Below are 15,325 nucleotides of genomic sequence, written 5' to 3' on the forward strand. Positions count from 1 at the left end.
GTAAACGTATTTTTAATAATGTTCACTCTTGGTGATCAGTATCTCCGCTATTTTATAGGATATACGTCTCCAGCACTATTTAATCACTATGTCGCCAAATTGAGTGATCGGCATCCAATGATAATCTCCCCATTATCCTCCCATTTTTGGTAGAGAACGGATTGACGAATGTAAAATTCCAATTGCCAATATGATGTATTGATTTGATAAATATTCTGAGACGCAATGGTGTTGTTTCCGCAGTGCTGATGCGGCTGCGTCTTGAAGCGATTTTAACTCTCTCAATTGCCTAGATGCTTGAAGTGATTAGAAACAGCGTCAGGCACCTATTTGGTGTCCGGCGCTGTAGTCAAAATCGGAATGGTCGTGATTTGATTCAGCGAGGCTCGATGTGCCAAACTACGGCCCAGGGGCCGAGACGTTTGTCTGGCCGGGTGCCGAATGTAAAGAAGCATTCGCCGCTCGTTTCTACAAGGCTTTCCACATTCTCTGCGGACAGATTGGCGGTGAGTGTCAGGCACTGTTCGTTGAATGTCCAACACACAGTTGTCACTGGGCCTTGGCTGCTATGGTTTGCGACATAGCCGCGCGTATCGCGGAGAAGAGGGGTGATTTTCTCTTTTCGCAGCGCCAGCAGTTCGCGGTAAAATTGCAAAATTTCGCCGTCTTGCTGATCTGCTTCCCAGGAGAGTTTGGCGCTATTGAACGTTGTCTGTGCTGTTGGGTCGGATGCATCCTCGGCATCGAAGCCGGGCAGCCTCGACAGTTCCTTGCGTCGTCCCTGCCTTACTGCTTCATTCAACTCTTCGTTGAAATCGCAGAAGAACGGAAACGGGGTCTTGGCGCCCCATTCCTCTCCCATGAACAGCATGGGTATTTGCGGGGCTAGCAGATAAACTGCCGCCAGAGCCTTCAACGCCTCTGATGGTTGCGATGCGGCCATCCTGTCGCCCATGGCGCGATTGCCGATCTGGTCATGGTTCTGGATAAAGGAAATGAAGGCAGTGGGTGGCAGATGGGTGCTCGGCATGCCCCTTTCCTTCCCACTATAGGGCATGTGCTCCCCTTGGTAGACAAAGCCCTCTGCCAGCGCCCGACCGAGCTTGGACGTATCGTTTGCGTAATCCTGATAATAGCCAAAATCTTCACCGGTGGCAGCGATGTGCAAGACATGGTGAATATCGTCATTCCACTGCGCGGTAAAATGAGCGGGCGCGCCATTGCCGTCGCGCTCAAGCAGGTCGGCATTGTTGTCTTCGTTCTCGACGATCAGATGCACGCTGCGTCCGGGTGCGCAAGCGCGTGTCCGCCTGGCGATATCATGCAGGATATGAGGCTTGCGCTCGTCTTCTATGGCATGCACCGCGTCGAAGCGCAGTCCGTCAACCCGAAACTCGTCCACCCAGTACATGGCATTGCGCACGACGAATTCACGCACTGCTTCCGACTGGTCGCCATCGTAATTGACACCCGGCCCCCAGGGCGTGATGTGCTTGTCGGTAAAGATCGGCGCATAGGCGGGAAGATAATTTCCGTCCGGTCCGAAGTGATTATAGACCACATCGAGGAAGATGCAGATGCCGCGTGCATGGGCTTCGTCCACGAGCCGCTTCAGATCCTCAGGACGGCCGTAGCTGCTATCGGGTGCATAGGGCAATACGCCGTCATAACCCCAGTTCCAGCGTCCTGGAAAGTCATTGATCGGCATGAGTTGCAGGGCCGTTACGCCAAGGTTTTTCAGGTGATCCAGCCGCTCGATCATCGCTATAAATGTCCCAGCGGGCGTGAAGCTTCCCACGTGCAGTTCGTAGATGACGATCTCTTCCCAGGGCAGTCCCTGCCATTGGGTCTGCTGCCAGGCATAGGCTGGGTCGATAACCTCGCTTGGCCCATGCACATCGTCGGGCTGGAAGCGTGATGCGGGATCTGGAACAGCAAGGCCATCCTCCAGAACGAAGTTATAACGGCATCCGACCCCGACCTCTGGCACCTCGATGCTGTGCCAACCATTTTCACCGGCTGTCATGGGACGAGCGTCCTTGCCCTCGATCTTCAGCAGAACCTTTTCTTGAAGCGGCGCCCAAAGTCTGAAGATCGTGCCGTTGCCTGAAAGAATCGGGCCAAATGTCATGTCCTGCATCGTGTCTCCTGCGCATATCGATCCGTGATCGGGCAAACCGAGGCGTTAACTTACAAAGTGCTCCGGTGTTCCGTCTTCCCGGTATTTGATGTCGCCGGTATCGGCATTCCGCCGCCATTATTGGCCGGGACCGCGTGGAACCGATGACGGCCAGCCGTGTTACTGGCAAACACCACCAAGAGGGCAGCATGACCATCCCAACCGCGACCTACCGCCTGCAATTTCGAAATGGCATAACATTCGATCATGCTATCGATCTTATTCCCCATTTGAAATCGATGAGCATCAGCCATCTCTATGCATCGCCGATCTTCACGGCCACCACTGGCTCCACCCACGGCTATGATGTGGTGGATGCCAACGAAATCGACCCGGCCATCGGCGGAAAAGCCGGTTTTGAGCGGATGTGCGTAGCGCTTGCGAAGGCAGATATCGGCCTGATCCTCGATATCGTTCCCAACCATATGGCGGCCTCGGTCGAAAACGCCTGGTGGTACGACGTGCTGCGCAATGGCAGCCAGAGCGCCTATGCCGGGCATTTCGATATTGACTGGAGCCGGAAGCTGACCTTGCCGGTGCTTGGCAAGACCCTTGAGGAAGCCCTTGCCGATGGTGAGTTGACTGTCATACGGGATGACAATGCCGACCAGTTCAGCCTTGCCTATTTCGAGACGCATATTCCCTTGAGCGATGAAAGCGTCGCGCAGGCGCTTGTCTCTGAAAATACCGACCGGGCGGCCTTGGCCGAGGTGCTCACGTCGCCTGAAAAAATCAGGGCGTTACTTGATGCCCAGCATTGGCAGCTTCAACATTGGAAACAGGCTGCCGAAAGCCTGAGCTATCGCCGCTTCTTCGAAGTCACCGGCCTGGTGGGTGTCTGCGTGGAAAAACCGCAGGTGTTTGAAGACAGCCACCGGCTGATCCTCGATCTGGTGCGGTCGGGGCAGGTTCAGGGATTGCGGATCGATCACGTTGACGGGCTGGCTGACCCGGCGGGCTATCTCGCTCGCCTGCGCGAGGTGACGGGGCCGCAGACCTATATCACCGTCGAGAAAATTCTGGGGGCAGGCGAGGTGATTGCGCCGAGCTGGCCGGTGTCCGGCACGACGGGCTACGAATTCATCACCGGTCTGTCGCAGCTCTACATTGATGGCGAGGGGCTGGAGCGCCTTCAGCAGGCCTATATCGATACCGACGCCAGCGCTGCTGATTATGTCAAAGGCCTGCGGGACGCCAAGACCCGGATGGTCCAACGCAATTTCAAGGGCGAAGTCACCCGGCTGGTGGCGCTGGCGCAATCGATTGGCACCGGCCACGACGAGGACGAGTTGCGCAAGGCGATACAGGAATTGCTGATCGCTTTTCCAGTCTACCGGACCTATGGCTACCATGGCGGACTTGATGCGCAGGACAAAATCGTCCTGGAAAAGGTCGTTGCGCAGGCGCGGTTGTGGGGAGTGGATAATGGAGCGCTTGGCGTTGTTGAGCGCCTGTTGCTCGGCGGGTTCGAGGCGGAGGCGGCACATGAATTCCGTATCCGCTTCCAGCAGTTGAGCGGTCCTGTCATGGCCAAGGCCTTGGAAGATACGCTGTTCTACCGCTACAATCGCCTGATTGCCGCAAACGAGGTTGGTGGCGAGCCAGCCCATCCGCCGGGCGGTGTCAGCGCCTTCCACGCCGCAATGGTTGAGCGATTACAGACTCAGAAGCATGGTCTCACGGCAAGCTCGACCCATGATACCAAGCGCGGCGAGGATGCGCGCGCCCGTCTCTACACCTTGTCGGAAGGGACGGATGTCTGGATCGAAGGTGTGAGCCGCTGGCGCCAGATGCATCGCGGTAATCTCGCCTCTCTGACGGACGGTCCAGCGCCCGATCCGAATGTGGAGTGGATGCTGTACCAGGCTTTGGCGGGGATCTGGTTCGCGCCGACCGAAGCTACCGATCCTGCCACGCTGGCAGATCGGTTTCTGGCCTATACTGAAAAAGCGCTTCGGGAGGCCAAGGTACGAACGGACTGGGCCGAGCCAAACGAGGCCTTCGAACAGGCGGTGCGCTCCTATGCCGAGCAGTTGGTGTCACCGGAAAACCAAAGCTTCCTGACGGATTTCAGCGATACGCTTCGGCCCTTCATGGCGGCGGGCGAGGTCAACAGTCTTTCTCAGACGCTGATAAAGCTCACGGCGCCGGGTGTGCCGGATATTTACCAGGGAACCGAGGGCAAGGACGACAGCCTGGTTGATCCGGACAATCGTCGCATCATCGATTATCAGGCGCTGGCAGCCGAGACGACTGCGCCCGCAAATGAGCGCCCGGTCTCTTTCATTCAGCGCAAGCAAAGACTGATCCGGGAGGTGCTTGCCCTTCGTAGCCGCCATGCCAGCCTGTTCAATGAAGGTGATTATGTGCCGCTGGAGGTCACTGGCCATGCCCGGGATCACGTCGTCGCTTTCGCTCGGGTAAAGGGCAATGATATCGCGTTGACGATTGCGCCGAGATTGGTTTTTGGCCGGATCGATCCTGAGACGGTACGGGTTGCCGCGGCGTTCTGGGCGGATACCAGGATTGTTTGCCCTGAGATGGTGCAGGGGCCGTTGCACGATATTCTGTCAGGCCGGTCGTTCAATCGTGAACAGATGCTGGTTTCGAACTTGCTCGAAGGTAACGATATTGCCCTGCTGGTGACGCCTTCACTCACTGCACTCGACATTTAGGGATAGGGGAACCGATCTTGCGCCGGGGTGTTAACCCAACATCCCAGCCCATGACCCGCTTATGAACGGAGAGGCAGGGTCCCAGATTTGGGCCACTATGCATAAAAGGAGATTGCCATGAAAATCGAAAAATACGGTTCTGCCCAGTGGTCAGGTGGTTTGAAAGACGGAAAAGGCAAGGTTTCGACGCAGAGCGGCGCCTTGGATGCCTATCCTTACGGCTTCAACACCCGCTTTGAAGGCGTCACCGGCAGCAACCCAGAAGAGTTGATCGGAGCGGCGCACGCGGCCTGCTTTACCATGGCTTTGTCGATGATGCTGGGCGAGGCTGGATTGACTGCTGAAAGCCTGGAAACCAAGGCCAATGTGATCCTGGAAAAGCAGGAGGCTGGTTTTGCCATCACGGCCATCGAACTCGTTCTGAAGGGTAAGGTGCCTGGTGCCGATGAAGCCCGGTTTACGGAAATTGCCAATCAGGCCAAGGCCGGATGCCCGGTTTCCAAGGCTCTGGCTGCCGTGCCGATCAGCCTCAGCGTTACCTTGGGATAACCAGTTACCCTGGGTGGTCTGAGTCCGGTCTGGCTTGAATGCCAGGCCGGGCTTTTGCGCTTTTTTCAAGAGATGATATCGCCGTCCTTTCAAAGCCCCTGTGATCACCGGCTGGCACGTGCTAGGCACACTCAGCAGCTTGACAATCCCGGATCGCTGCCAACCGCGAGGGACGCCGTTATGCCGACACTGAGTGACGAGGGCCAAGCGCGTCTGAGCGACATTGCCACCCGCCATGGGGTGAGCTTCGGGGCGGTCGAGCATTTGCTGATGGCGCTGATGGCTGGCAACAGCTACCAGGCCCAGTTCAACCACCCGGATCTCGGTGGAATGGGGCAGTGGTCGCAGGGTGGCATGACCATGGTTGGCGATATGTTCAACAACGGGCTAAAGGCTCGGGTTGATAATCTTTGCTCGGATATCGCCACGCTGCTGCACACCAGTGATCTGCATCGCCCGGCATCCGGCTACGCCTCATCCTCCCAATCACAGTCGCAGGGAAATGGCGGGTTTGGTACCTTTTCGAGCGGTGTCAGTCTCTTTGTCCCCGGCAGTCTTTCCTCCGCAAACTGGTGGCCAGCCGATCTCGGCGTTCCAGCTTCGACCGGTGCTCAGAACAATTTGCGCTATGCGTTTTTTCCGTCAAGCCGCAGACTGGCGATCGATATTGGCGGGCGCACGACAGTATATGATACCAGAGACCACCAGATCGGCGGATTTTCCCAGCAACAGGGCGGCGACCAGACGCTGAGCTTTACCTCCCAATATGGCCTGGTGCGGATCTCCGAACTTGAAGTCGTGTCTCCCGGTGCGACTGCGCCCGTTACGAATGGGATAGGCGAGGCCGCGACTGTGCCCCTCGCGCCGGTCATGCCACCCGTCGCCGCTGTTTTTGACCATCCCGAACCAGTGGGTGAGCCTTTGGCACCGGAGATCCAGGCATTTTCGGCAGGGACGTCTCCCATGCCTCCAGCCGCTTCCCCGGCAGCCAGTGACGATGAGATCTTTGCCAAGATCGAGAAACTCGCCGCCCTGCATGGCCGCGGCATCCTGACCGACAAGGAATATCAGGACAAAAAGGCCGATCTTCTGTCGAGGCTTTGATTGCAGACGAATTCTGCTTGGTGAGTAACATTTGGGATCTGCGATAATGGGGTGGCCGAACTGGCTGCCGCATCATTGTGCCTGAATGCTCGTGTCGGTTCATTAAAAAACGATGCAAAAATAGGTGCTTAGGACTTTTTTCTTCACACGGACAGGTCGTGTTACCCTGGATGTAAATAGGTCCAGTGGACATCTTTCAATTTAAATCTATATATTTTATAGTCAATGTGCAGTGGCAGGAGTCGAGGACTGGCAAATTCAACAGGCACTCAGGGCATGCCTGTATGGCTATCCTGAAGGCCGCTTGATGGAGGGCATCATGCTCCAGTTTATTTCAGGGGTTTCTCACTTGGGGGCTTTCCAAGCGAAAAGCAGCATTTCGCCTGCCCGAAAGACAGTCGTTATTGTCGGTGGAGGGTTTGCCGGCGCGTCAGTGGCGCGGTTTTTGGCGGAGCGGCAGGACGAGGATCTGCAAATTCTGGTATTTGAGCCGCGATCCACGCTGGGCGCCGGGCTTGCCTATGATACGGAAGATCCGGCTCTTCGTCTCAATGTTGAAGCAAACCGGATGATAGCCGATGCTAGGGAGCCACTCGCCTTTGCCGAGTGGTTACGGCAATCGGGCGCGCTTGCGGACGATCCGGACGCGAAGGTCGAATGCACAGGCAGTGATGCCACGCAGGTGTTTGCCCGCCGTGAAGCCTTCGGTCGCTTCATGGCGGAACGGATGGCACCTTATCTTGAAGAGGGTCGTATCCAGCACATCCGCGAGACGGTGGAAAGCGTGACCCGGATCGGGAGTCGCTGGTTGGTGACCGGCAATTTGGGCGCCTGGATTGAGGCAGATATCGTTGTCATGGCGGCCACCCATCCGGCTCCCAAAGCACCGCGGGCATTGCAATCGGCCCTGCAAGGTCATCCACGGTTTATTACCAATCCCGTCGCGGGCCAGAGCCTTTGCGGTGTCCGTGCGACGGATCGGGTTCTTGTCGTCGGCATGGGTCTGACGGCAGCGGATATTGTCGCCAGTTTGAGTGCCCGTGGCCATCGCGGCGAGATCACCGCCTTTTCACGGCGCGGCATGTCGTCGCGAGGCCATACTCTTCTGCCCCAGGACTGGTCTTGCTCGTTCAGCGAGGATGATTGTCGCTCGGTACGGTCTTTGTTACGAGCCGTGCGGCATGCGGTGGCCGATGCGCAGGCCCATGGCGTGACCTGGCATGCGGTGACCGATGCCCTGCGCAAACAGGGTCAGACCATCTGGGCGCGGCTCAATGCGACAGAAAGAAAACGGCTGTTGCGCCATGCACGGCGCCTCTGGGACGTGCATCGCTACCGGCTGCCGCCCCAGGCGCAGGCCATTTGGCAGCAGCGGTTGGCTGAAGGCAGTCTGACGCTTGCCTCAGGCCGGATGATCAAGATCGAGCGTGGTATCGAGACCATCGCCATCGATCTCGTGGCCGCCTCCACCGGGCTGGTGGAGCGCAAACTGTTCGACTGGGTGGTGCTGGCAACAGGCCCCGATCATGCCAGTGTCCTAAAATCGCAGTCGATGTTGTTGACGCTGGAAAGCACAGGCCACCTCCAGGCCGATGGTTACGGACTGGGGATCGCCTGTGATGAGGCCGGTCAGGCCATTGGTATCGATGGGCGACCGCAAGCGGATTTGTTCATTGCTGGACCACTGGCTCGCGGTACGTTTGGCGAGCTGATGGGCGTCCCGGAAGTCGCCCGCCAGGCGGAACTGGTGGCAGATCGTATCGCCGACGCCGTAATAGTGAGCCGCAGCGCTAATGCATAATTCCTTAAATCTGCGTAGATTTGAGGAGAAAAGCGCTACCGAGAATATTTGCTCCATATAACGTAGAGCGCGACAATATTCTGGTTTGCCAGCCCGGTCGCATCGATGCCGGGCTGGTATTCTCCTTATGCCGGTGCTGCGTCTCCCAGCAGTTTCTCCAATATCTGTGCTTCGATTGCCGCGCATTCCGCCGTGGCGTGCCGCCGTGGGCGTGGCAATGCAACCTTGAGATCAAGCGCGATACGTCCGGCGTCGATGACGACGATCCGGTCGGCGAGGGCGACGGCCTCCGACACGTCATGGGTGACCAGCACCGCCGTGAACCGCTGTTTTTGCCAGATTCGTTCCAGCAATTGCTGCATTTCGATCCGGGTCAGCGCATCGAGCGCCCCCAGCGGTTCATCCAGCGCCAGGATATGCGGATGCGCCGCCAAGGCGCGGGCAAGTGCGACGCGCTGTTTCTGGCCGCCGGATAAAACGGAGGGCCATTCGCTGGCCCGTGTGCCAAGGCCGACCTCTTCCAGCAAAGCGCGGGCCGCCAAAAGCGCGTCTTTGCCCTTGGCAATTCCGGTCAGTCCAACGGCGACATTGTCGTCGATCTTTGCCCAGGGAAGAAGACGCGGTTCCTGAAACATCATTCGAACCCGGGCAGCATCGCTCTTGTCGGCATGATGGACAAGTTCGCCGGAACTTGGCTTGTCCAGCCCAGCCAGCAACCGCAGCAGGGTGCTTTTGCCGCAGCCGCTCTTGCCAATAATCGCCAGAAACTCACCTTCTGCGACATCGAGGTTTATGCCATCCAGTACGGTCTGGGTCCCGAAACTCTTTCGGACATTGCGGAAGGAAAACGCCGGGCGGGCGCTGGCAAGCACCGGTTGGGATGCCTGTTCCTGTCTTGTGGCAGGATGTGCTTCCTGAACTGGCCGAAGCCGCGTCATCGTTGTTGCGGTCATGGGTCTTACCTCGCTGTCTGGTAGGCCGGATGCCATTGCAGGAACACGCGCTCCAGAAAACGGGCAAGCAGATCTGCCAGTTTGCCGAGCAGCGCATAGATGAGAATAGAGAGAACAACCACGTCGATCAGCAGGAACTCACGGGCCTGCATGGCCATGTAACCAAGGCCTGAAGACGCGGCGATGGTTTCCGCGACGATCAGCGTCAGCCACATGATGCCAAGACCATAGCGCAATCCGGCAAAGATCGCGGGCAGGGCGCCCGGCAAGATCACCTTGCGAAACAGCCGGTAGGGTTTCATCCCGTAAAGGCGGCCCATTTCCACCAATTGCGGATCGACGCTCTGGATGCCCAGCAGGGTGTTGACATAGATGGGGAAAAATACGCCAAGCGCGACAAGAAAGAGCTTGGCTTCCTCATCAATCCCGAACCACAGAATAACCAGCGGTATCAGTGCCAGGTGGGGAATATTGCGCACCATCTGCAAAGTCGTATCGGTAATGCCACGGCTCAGGGCCGACAGGCCGTTGAGCAGACCGAGTGCAAAACCGATGCCGCCGCCAATCGCAAAGCCCGCCAGCGCCCGTACGGTGCTGACGCCAATATTGGTTGGCAACTCGCCCGATAACGTCAGCCGCCAGAAGGCTTCGGCGACGGCAGATGGTGCCGGTAACACGTTTTGCTGCAACAATCCGGCGCGCGACGATGCTTCCCAGGCAATCAGGATCAGCAAAGGCAGCGCCCAGCCGATGCTGTTGCCAGCCAGCCGCGACAGGCCAGCCCCCACCCAGGCAAGTTCCTGCGATGGGGCATGTCCGGCATCTTGTCTGATGTTTGAATTCTGCATCGCTTCAACTCCGGATCATTATCTTCAGTTGCCTGGGTCTTTAGTTGGTTGGCGCAACCCACACGGCGTCTTTGATGTTGATTTTCTTCGGGATCAGGCCGAGCCGGAAGAAACGGTCTGCCGTCTCTTGCTGGGTCGCCACGATCTCGTCGGTAATCTTGAAAATGCCGAACTCGGCCCGGTTGGCGGCCAAAGTCTGGGCGTTGAGTGGCACGCCGGTAATGTCATGCAGGGCGGCGGCCAATTGATCGCGATTGTTGGCGGACCAATCCGCCGCAACGGCGAGCGCCTTCAGCACGGTTGCCAATGTGTCGGGATGGCTTGCTGCAAAGTCGCGATTGGCGAGAAAATAGGTTTTGACGTCAAGCACTTCGCTGGAGCGGGCGAGCGTCACCAGATCGTAACGGGTCTCGGCAATCGCCAGGAACGGGTCCCAGACGGCCCAGGCGTCAACCTTGTCGCTGGCAAAGGCTGCCGCCGCATCAGCAGGACCCAGATAGACCGGGGTGATCTCGTCAAAGCCTATCCCGGCCTTTTCCAGAGCAACCACGACGAGGTTATGGGCGCTGGTGCCTTTTCCGACGGCGATCTTGCGGCCCTTGAGATCGGCCAGATCCTTGATGCCGGAGCTGGCCTTGACGACGATGCCTTCGCCCTTGCCATTCGGCGGCAGCGCCGCAGCATAGACGATGGCTGCCCCGGATGCCTGACCGAAAATCGGCGGCGCATCTCCTGTCCAACCGACATGGACGGAGCCGACATTCAAGGCCTCGACCAGCGGCGGCCCGGCGGCGAACTCCACCCAGGATACCGAGGTCCCCTGCGACTTGAGCGCGGCTTCGATGACGCCCTGCTGGCGTGCGATGACGGGCAGGCCGGTTTTCTGGTAGCCGATTTTCAAGGTGCCCAGTCCTTCGGCTCGAGCGCGGAAGGCAGCGCCAAGCGTCAGGGAGAAGGCGATGGCGCCAAGGGCACCTGTCGTGAACAGGCGGCGGGTCAATTCTGTCATGGTGCGTCTCTTGAAAACTCAATTCCGGGCGATGGCGCCTTAGTTTAAAGTATATAGTCTATGGAAATAATGGAGATAATATCGATCAATATTCTACAAAATGCGGAAACAATTTTCCCCATTAGTGCGGCGTTTAGGTTGGGATGTGCGTCGAGGATGTCGTTGGACGGTAGGGATCTTTGCTGGGTGAAAACCGGCCCTGTTCGCGCAGGTCGGGATCTGGGCATTCGGGAAAGACGAAATTCCGACCCTTGGAGACGGTAAAATGGCGGCAGGAAATTTCCGCAATCGCCGATAAAGCGAAAAATATTGCTTACAAATTCCATAGACTAAATCATCATATAGGCCTGATGAACGCGACAGACCGAAGAAAGAGACTGCTGATGATCAACCGCAGACAGACCCTTGGCTTGCTTGGCGCTGCCGGCACTATCCTCGCCTTGCCGGCAATCCGTACCGCCCAGGCGGCAACCACGACCCTGCGGATCGGCTGGCAGAAGAATGGTGTGCTGGCGCTAGCCAAGCGCACGGGCGCGCTGGAAAAGCGTTTGGCTGCACGCGGCGTTACCGTGACCTGGGCTGAATTCACTTCCGGCCCGCCGCTTCTGGAAGCTTTGGGCGCCGGTGCGCTCGATTTCGGTCCGACAGGCGATGTGCCGCCACTGTTTGCCCAGGCGGCGGGCGGCAATCTCCTTTATGTCGGCACCTACAAGGGAGCACCCTCCGGCACGGCATTGCTTGTGCACAAGGATTCGCCGATCCAGTCGATTGCCGATCTCAAGGGCAAGAAGCTTGCCTTCAAGCGCGGTTCGAGCGCCCACAATTTCGTGGTCAAGGCGCTGAAAACGGCCGGATTGACGCCAGCCGATGTCAAGGCAGCGGATCTGTCGCCTGCTGATGCGGGGGCCGCATTCAAATCTGGAAATGTCGATGCCTGGGCGATCTGGGACCCTTATTTTGCCGTGGCCGAGACCGATCCCAATGCCAGGGTGCTGACGACCGCCAGCGGTATTGTCGATAGCTGGAGCTTCTATTTCGGCAATGGTGATTTCACCCGTAAAAACCCGGAGGTGATCACTGAGGTTATCGATGAATTGCGCAAGACCGGTGTTTGGGCCCAGAGCCATCTGGATGAGACAATCACCGCACTTGCCGAAATCACTGGCGTGCCGCGCGATACGACAAAGACCGTGCTGACCCGGCCCGGTGCCGATCTCGGCAGCGTGTCTACCCTGAACGATGAAGCCATCGCCTATCAGCAGGCCTTGGCCGATGAGTTTCACGCCCTGCAAATTCTGCCGAAGCCTTTGAAGATCGCCGAGATCGTCTGGCGTCCGAAGGCCAGTTGAACCATTTCCATGAAAGGACTTGTCCATGACTAAAACGTCCAATGCACAAAATGCGCGGCCCATCGATTTTCTCTGGTTCATCCCCACGTCGGGTGACGGCACCTATCTTGGCTCCAACGATCTGACCCGCCCGGTTGATCACGGCTATCTGCGTGAGATTGCCAGCGCCGTCGACCGGCTCGGCTATTACGGCGTTTTGCTGCCAACCGGGGTCGCCTGCGAGGAATCCTTCGTCACGGCGGCGTCGTTGGCTGCCCATACGCAGAAACTGAAATTTCTGGTCGCCATTCGCCCTGGCACGGCGTCGCCCGCCTATTACGCGCGGTTGGCGGTCGCCCTGGACCGGGTCTCGAACGGCCGCACGCTGCTCAATATCGTTGTCGGCGGCAGCCCTTCGGAATTGGCCGGTGACGGTATTTTCGTCTCCCATGACGAACGCTATGCCCATGCCGACGAGTTTTTCACCGTCTGGGAAGATCTTCTGGGCAAGGGCCATGCCGATCTGAATGGCAAATATATTCGTGCCGAAGGTGCGCGCCTGGGCTTCCCGCCAGTGCAATCGCCGCGTCCGCCGCTCTATTTCGGCGGCTCGTCAGAGGCCGGGATCGACTTTGCCGCCCGTCGCGTCGACAAATACCTGACCTGGGGCGAACCGCCAGCGCAGGTCAAGGAAAAGGTCGATGCCGTGCGCGCTGCCGCGGCCCGCAGCGGGCGGGATGTTTCCTTTGGCATCCGTCTGCACTTTATCGTCCGCGAAACCGACGAAGAGGCCTGGGCTGCCGCAGACAAGCTGATCTCCAAACTGTCCGATGAAACCATCCGCGAAACCCAGGCGCGCTTTGCCAAGGAATCTGACTCCGTGGGGCAGCGCCGCATGACAGAATTGCACAATGGTCGGCGCGACAAGCTGGAAGTCTCGCCCAATCTTTGGGCCGGGGTGGGACTGGTGCGGGCAGGGGCCGGTACAGCACTGGTCGGTTCGCCGGAAACGGTGGCGGAGCGCCTGCGGGAATATCAGGCCATTGGCATCGATACGGTGATCGGCTCCGGCTATCCGCATCTGGAAGAAGCCTACCGTGTGGCGGAACTGCTGTTTCCGAAGCTTGGTCTCGGCAGGTCGAGCGAAAACGACATTAAGCACAGCGATTTCGCCGATTCGAAAGTCTTTGCCGGTGGAGGCCATTCCGGCGGTTTCCGGGTGGTTTCCGGGTCCTGACGCTCTGCAAGTATCGCTTAATCACTATGCCGCCCTGGGTTGTTCCGGGGCGGTATTGCTTTTTTTGATGCTTCCATGCAACGAACGGCGGTGAAACGTCGGTTGATCTGACGTTTGCCAGCCACAATCCCTTGCGGCAAAGCTTGAATATGAAATACATAATTTTTATATGTTTTTAAAATTCATGCTGTAGTTTGGCTTTATTGCCATGGTGAAATGCGGATGGGGCCGAGATTTGTCGGTCCGGAATGTTGGGAAAGCAGACAGTCATGCTGACGAAAAAAGGCAAATACGGTTTGAAAGCGCTGGTGGATCTGGCTCAGCTTGGACCGGGTGAAACAGCGTTCATCAGCGAGATTGCGCTCAGAAACAACATTCCGAAGAAGTTTCTCGACACCATTCTGCTCGAATTGCGCAATGGTGGCATCCTGCGGTCGAAAAAAGGCCCGGGCGGCGGTTACTCCCTGTCGCATCCCGCCAGTGAAATCCGTATTGGCCACGCCATTCGTCTGCTGGATGGGCCGCTTGCGCCGATCCGTTGCGCCAGCCGCACCGCTTTCGAGGCTTGCGACGATTGTGCCGATCCGGTCAACTGTCAAGTCCGGCGGTCGATGACCCAGGTGCGCGACGCCATCGCTGCTATTCTCGACAATATGACCCTGGAACAATTCGTCGCTACGCCAAGCCTGAATGAGCTGACGCAGGATGAGCAGCAGGAAAAGCGCGCTACGGCATAATGCCTTAAATCCACGTGGATTTAAGGATAAAATTATGTAGCGGATATCAAGCGCTACGGCGTACCTCCATGCCCGTCAAACACAAAAATCAGCCTGCCGGATCTGAATAATCCGGCAGGCTGATTGTTTGTTTTGGCCGTAGAGTCAGCCCAAAATCGGTGTGAAATTGCCGTAACGGCCGTTCTGATAGGCCAGTGGGTTTCCTTCGCCGAGCTGGATCGAAATGACCCGGCCAATGATGATGCCGTGGCTATGGCGATCGATAATTTCTTCCACTTCGCAGTCGATTGCGGCGAGTGCTCCGACCAGTAGTGATGCACCGCTATGCCCGACGATCCAATTTGACCCGTCATAGCGGGCCTCTCCCTTCAGCCCCCCAACACCAGCAAAACGATTGGCGACAGGCTCGTCATGACTGGCAAGGATGTTGAGGCCGAAATGACCGTATTTCCGGATCACTGGATAGCTGGAAGAGGTCCGGTTGATGTTGACGATTACCGTTGGAGGATCGACCGACAAGGCGGTGGCGGAGGTGACGGTTGCGCCAGTGCGCTCTGGCCCCTGGCCCGCCGTGATCACCGAGACCTGGCCGCTGACGTGGCGCATGGCCGATTTCAGCAGACCCGGCTCGACCAAAGGCTGCGGAGAGGGGGTGGCGTTGGCGTCCTTGCGCGGCATGGTGAGGATCGTCATGAGCAATCTCCAAATGGCTGTCTTTTCCTGCCGGTAAAATGAAATCTCACGGCTCTTTTGTCAAAGTAATCCATAATTTTAATAGATTAAATTATGAGAAGAAAATTCTAAAAAATAGCGGTTTTCTGCATTCCTAGACCCAGAAACATCTCAAGGCTGCCATGCAGCCAATATAATGTGCTAGAAATGTGAGAGCCCGTCAGGTTCACACT

The 15,325-nt window shown here is 57.6% G+C and carries 12 protein-coding genes; 7 read left to right on the top strand and 5 right to left on the bottom strand.

The genetic code is table 11. The features are described from left to right. Window positions 1–376: 376 nt before the first annotated feature. Window positions 377–2,140: a malto-oligosyltrehalose trehalohydrolase gene (gene treZ, locus ASB66_RS02870; protein ID WP_060717327.1), complete on the bottom strand. Its 1,764-nt coding sequence runs from the start codon at window positions 2,138–2,140 to the stop codon at window positions 377–379. A gap of 188 nt (window positions 2,141–2,328) precedes the next feature. Here treZ and treY point away from each other — a divergent pair, with 188 nt between their 5' ends. The 4 genes from treY (at window position 2,329) to ASB66_RS02890 (ending at window position 8,308) form a co-directional block, all read left to right on the top strand. After that, window positions 2,329–4,854, top strand: a complete 2,526-nt coding sequence (gene treY, locus ASB66_RS02875) for a malto-oligosyltrehalose synthase (protein WP_060717328.1) — start codon at window positions 2,329–2,331, stop codon at window positions 4,852–4,854. A 117-nt stretch (window positions 4,855–4,971) separates the two neighbouring features. After that, window positions 4,972–5,403: an OsmC family protein gene (locus ASB66_RS02880; protein ID WP_060717329.1), complete on the top strand. Its 432-nt coding sequence runs from the start codon at window positions 4,972–4,974 to the stop codon at window positions 5,401–5,403. 180 nt (window positions 5,404–5,583) lie between these two features. Then, a complete protein-coding gene (locus ASB66_RS02885; RefSeq protein ID WP_060717330.1) occupies window positions 5,584–6,507 on the top strand; it encodes an SHOCT domain-containing protein in 924 nt (307 codons plus the stop codon). Window positions 6,508–6,826: 319 nt separating this feature from the next. Further along, on the top strand, window positions 6,827–8,308 hold the full coding sequence (locus tag ASB66_RS02890; RefSeq protein WP_158544199.1) for an FAD/NAD(P)-binding protein: 1,482 nt from the start codon (window positions 6,827–6,829) through the stop codon (window positions 8,306–8,308). A 125-nt stretch (window positions 8,309–8,433) separates the two neighbouring features. On the opposite strand, the gene ASB66_RS02895 is transcribed toward ASB66_RS02890, so the two are convergent. Genes ASB66_RS02895 through ASB66_RS02905 form a run of 3 tightly spaced genes read right to left on the bottom strand, consistent with a single transcriptional unit; the run spans window position 8,434 to window position 11,118 of the window. Next, window positions 8,434–9,261 carry an ATP-binding cassette domain-containing protein gene (locus ASB66_RS02895; RefSeq protein ID WP_060717332.1) on the bottom strand — a complete coding sequence of 276 codons (828 nt, stop codon included), beginning with the start codon at window positions 9,259–9,261 and terminating at the stop codon, window positions 8,434–8,436. A gap of 5 nt (window positions 9,262–9,266) precedes the next feature. Then, window positions 9,267–10,109, bottom strand: coding sequence for an ABC transporter permease subunit (locus ASB66_RS02900; RefSeq protein ID WP_234612875.1), 843 nt, complete (start codon window positions 10,107–10,109; stop codon window positions 9,267–9,269). A 40-nt stretch (window positions 10,110–10,149) separates the two neighbouring features. Further along, window positions 10,150–11,118 carry an aliphatic sulfonate ABC transporter substrate-binding protein gene (locus ASB66_RS02905; RefSeq protein ID WP_060717333.1) on the bottom strand — a complete coding sequence of 323 codons (969 nt, stop codon included), beginning with the start codon at window positions 11,116–11,118 and terminating at the stop codon, window positions 10,150–10,152. Window positions 11,119–11,501: 383 nt separating this feature from the next. Here ASB66_RS02905 and ASB66_RS02910 point away from each other — a divergent pair, with 383 nt between their 5' ends. The 3 genes from ASB66_RS02910 (at window position 11,502) to ASB66_RS02920 (ending at window position 14,420) form a co-directional block, all read left to right on the top strand. Beyond that, window positions 11,502–12,467: an aliphatic sulfonate ABC transporter substrate-binding protein gene (locus tag ASB66_RS02910; protein ID WP_060717582.1), complete on the top strand. Its 966-nt coding sequence runs from the start codon at window positions 11,502–11,504 to the stop codon at window positions 12,465–12,467. Window positions 12,468–12,492: 25 nt separating this feature from the next. Further along, a complete protein-coding gene (gene ssuD / locus ASB66_RS02915) occupies window positions 12,493–13,683 on the top strand; it encodes an FMNH2-dependent alkanesulfonate monooxygenase (protein WP_060717334.1) in 1,191 nt (396 codons plus the stop codon). A 269-nt stretch (window positions 13,684–13,952) separates the two neighbouring features. Next, complete coding sequence (locus ASB66_RS02920; protein ID WP_012653833.1) at window positions 13,953–14,420, top strand: RrF2 family transcriptional regulator; 468 nt, start codon at window positions 13,953–13,955, stop codon at window positions 14,418–14,420. Window positions 14,421–14,564: 144 nt separating this feature from the next. Here ASB66_RS02920 and ASB66_RS02925 read toward each other — a convergent pair whose 3' ends face one another. Beyond that, entirely contained in the window at window positions 14,565–15,113 is a 549-nt protein-coding gene (locus ASB66_RS02925; RefSeq protein ID WP_060717335.1) for a flavin reductase family protein, read from the bottom strand. Window positions 15,114–15,325 lie beyond the last annotated feature (212 nt).

The organism is Gillisella vitis, from assembly GCF_001541345.2.
GTDB classification, from domain to species: Bacteria; Pseudomonadota; Alphaproteobacteria; order Rhizobiales; family Rhizobiaceae; genus Allorhizobium; species Allorhizobium vitis.

Coding starts and splice junctions, on each gene's coding strand:
- treZ (WP_060717327.1), bottom strand. CDS start 2,140: ATGCAGGACATGACATTTGGCCCGATTCTTTCAGGCAACGGCACGATC.
- treY (WP_060717328.1), top strand. CDS start 2,329: ATGACCATCCCAACCGCGACCTACCGCCTGCAATTTCGAAATGGCATA.
- ASB66_RS02880 (WP_060717329.1), top strand. CDS start 4,972: ATGAAAATCGAAAAATACGGTTCTGCCCAGTGGTCAGGTGGTTTGAAA.
- ASB66_RS02885 (WP_060717330.1), top strand. CDS start 5,584: ATGCCGACACTGAGTGACGAGGGCCAAGCGCGTCTGAGCGACATTGCC.
- ASB66_RS02890 (WP_158544199.1), top strand. CDS start 6,827: ATGCTCCAGTTTATTTCAGGGGTTTCTCACTTGGGGGCTTTCCAAGCG.
- ASB66_RS02895 (WP_060717332.1), bottom strand. CDS start 9,261: ATGACCGCAACAACGATGACGCGGCTTCGGCCAGTTCAGGAAGCACAT.
- ASB66_RS02900 (WP_234612875.1), bottom strand. CDS start 10,109: ATGCAGAATTCAAACATCAGACAAGATGCCGGACATGCCCCATCGCAG.
- ASB66_RS02905 (WP_060717333.1), bottom strand. CDS start 11,118: ATGACAGAATTGACCCGCCGCCTGTTCACGACAGGTGCCCTTGGCGCC.
- ASB66_RS02910 (WP_060717582.1), top strand. CDS start 11,502: ATGATCAACCGCAGACAGACCCTTGGCTTGCTTGGCGCTGCCGGCACT.
- ssuD (WP_060717334.1), top strand. CDS start 12,493: ATGACTAAAACGTCCAATGCACAAAATGCGCGGCCCATCGATTTTCTC.
- ASB66_RS02920 (WP_012653833.1), top strand. CDS start 13,953: ATGCTGACGAAAAAAGGCAAATACGGTTTGAAAGCGCTGGTGGATCTG.
- ASB66_RS02925 (WP_060717335.1), bottom strand. CDS start 15,113: ATGACGATCCTCACCATGCCGCGCAAGGACGCCAACGCCACCCCCTCT.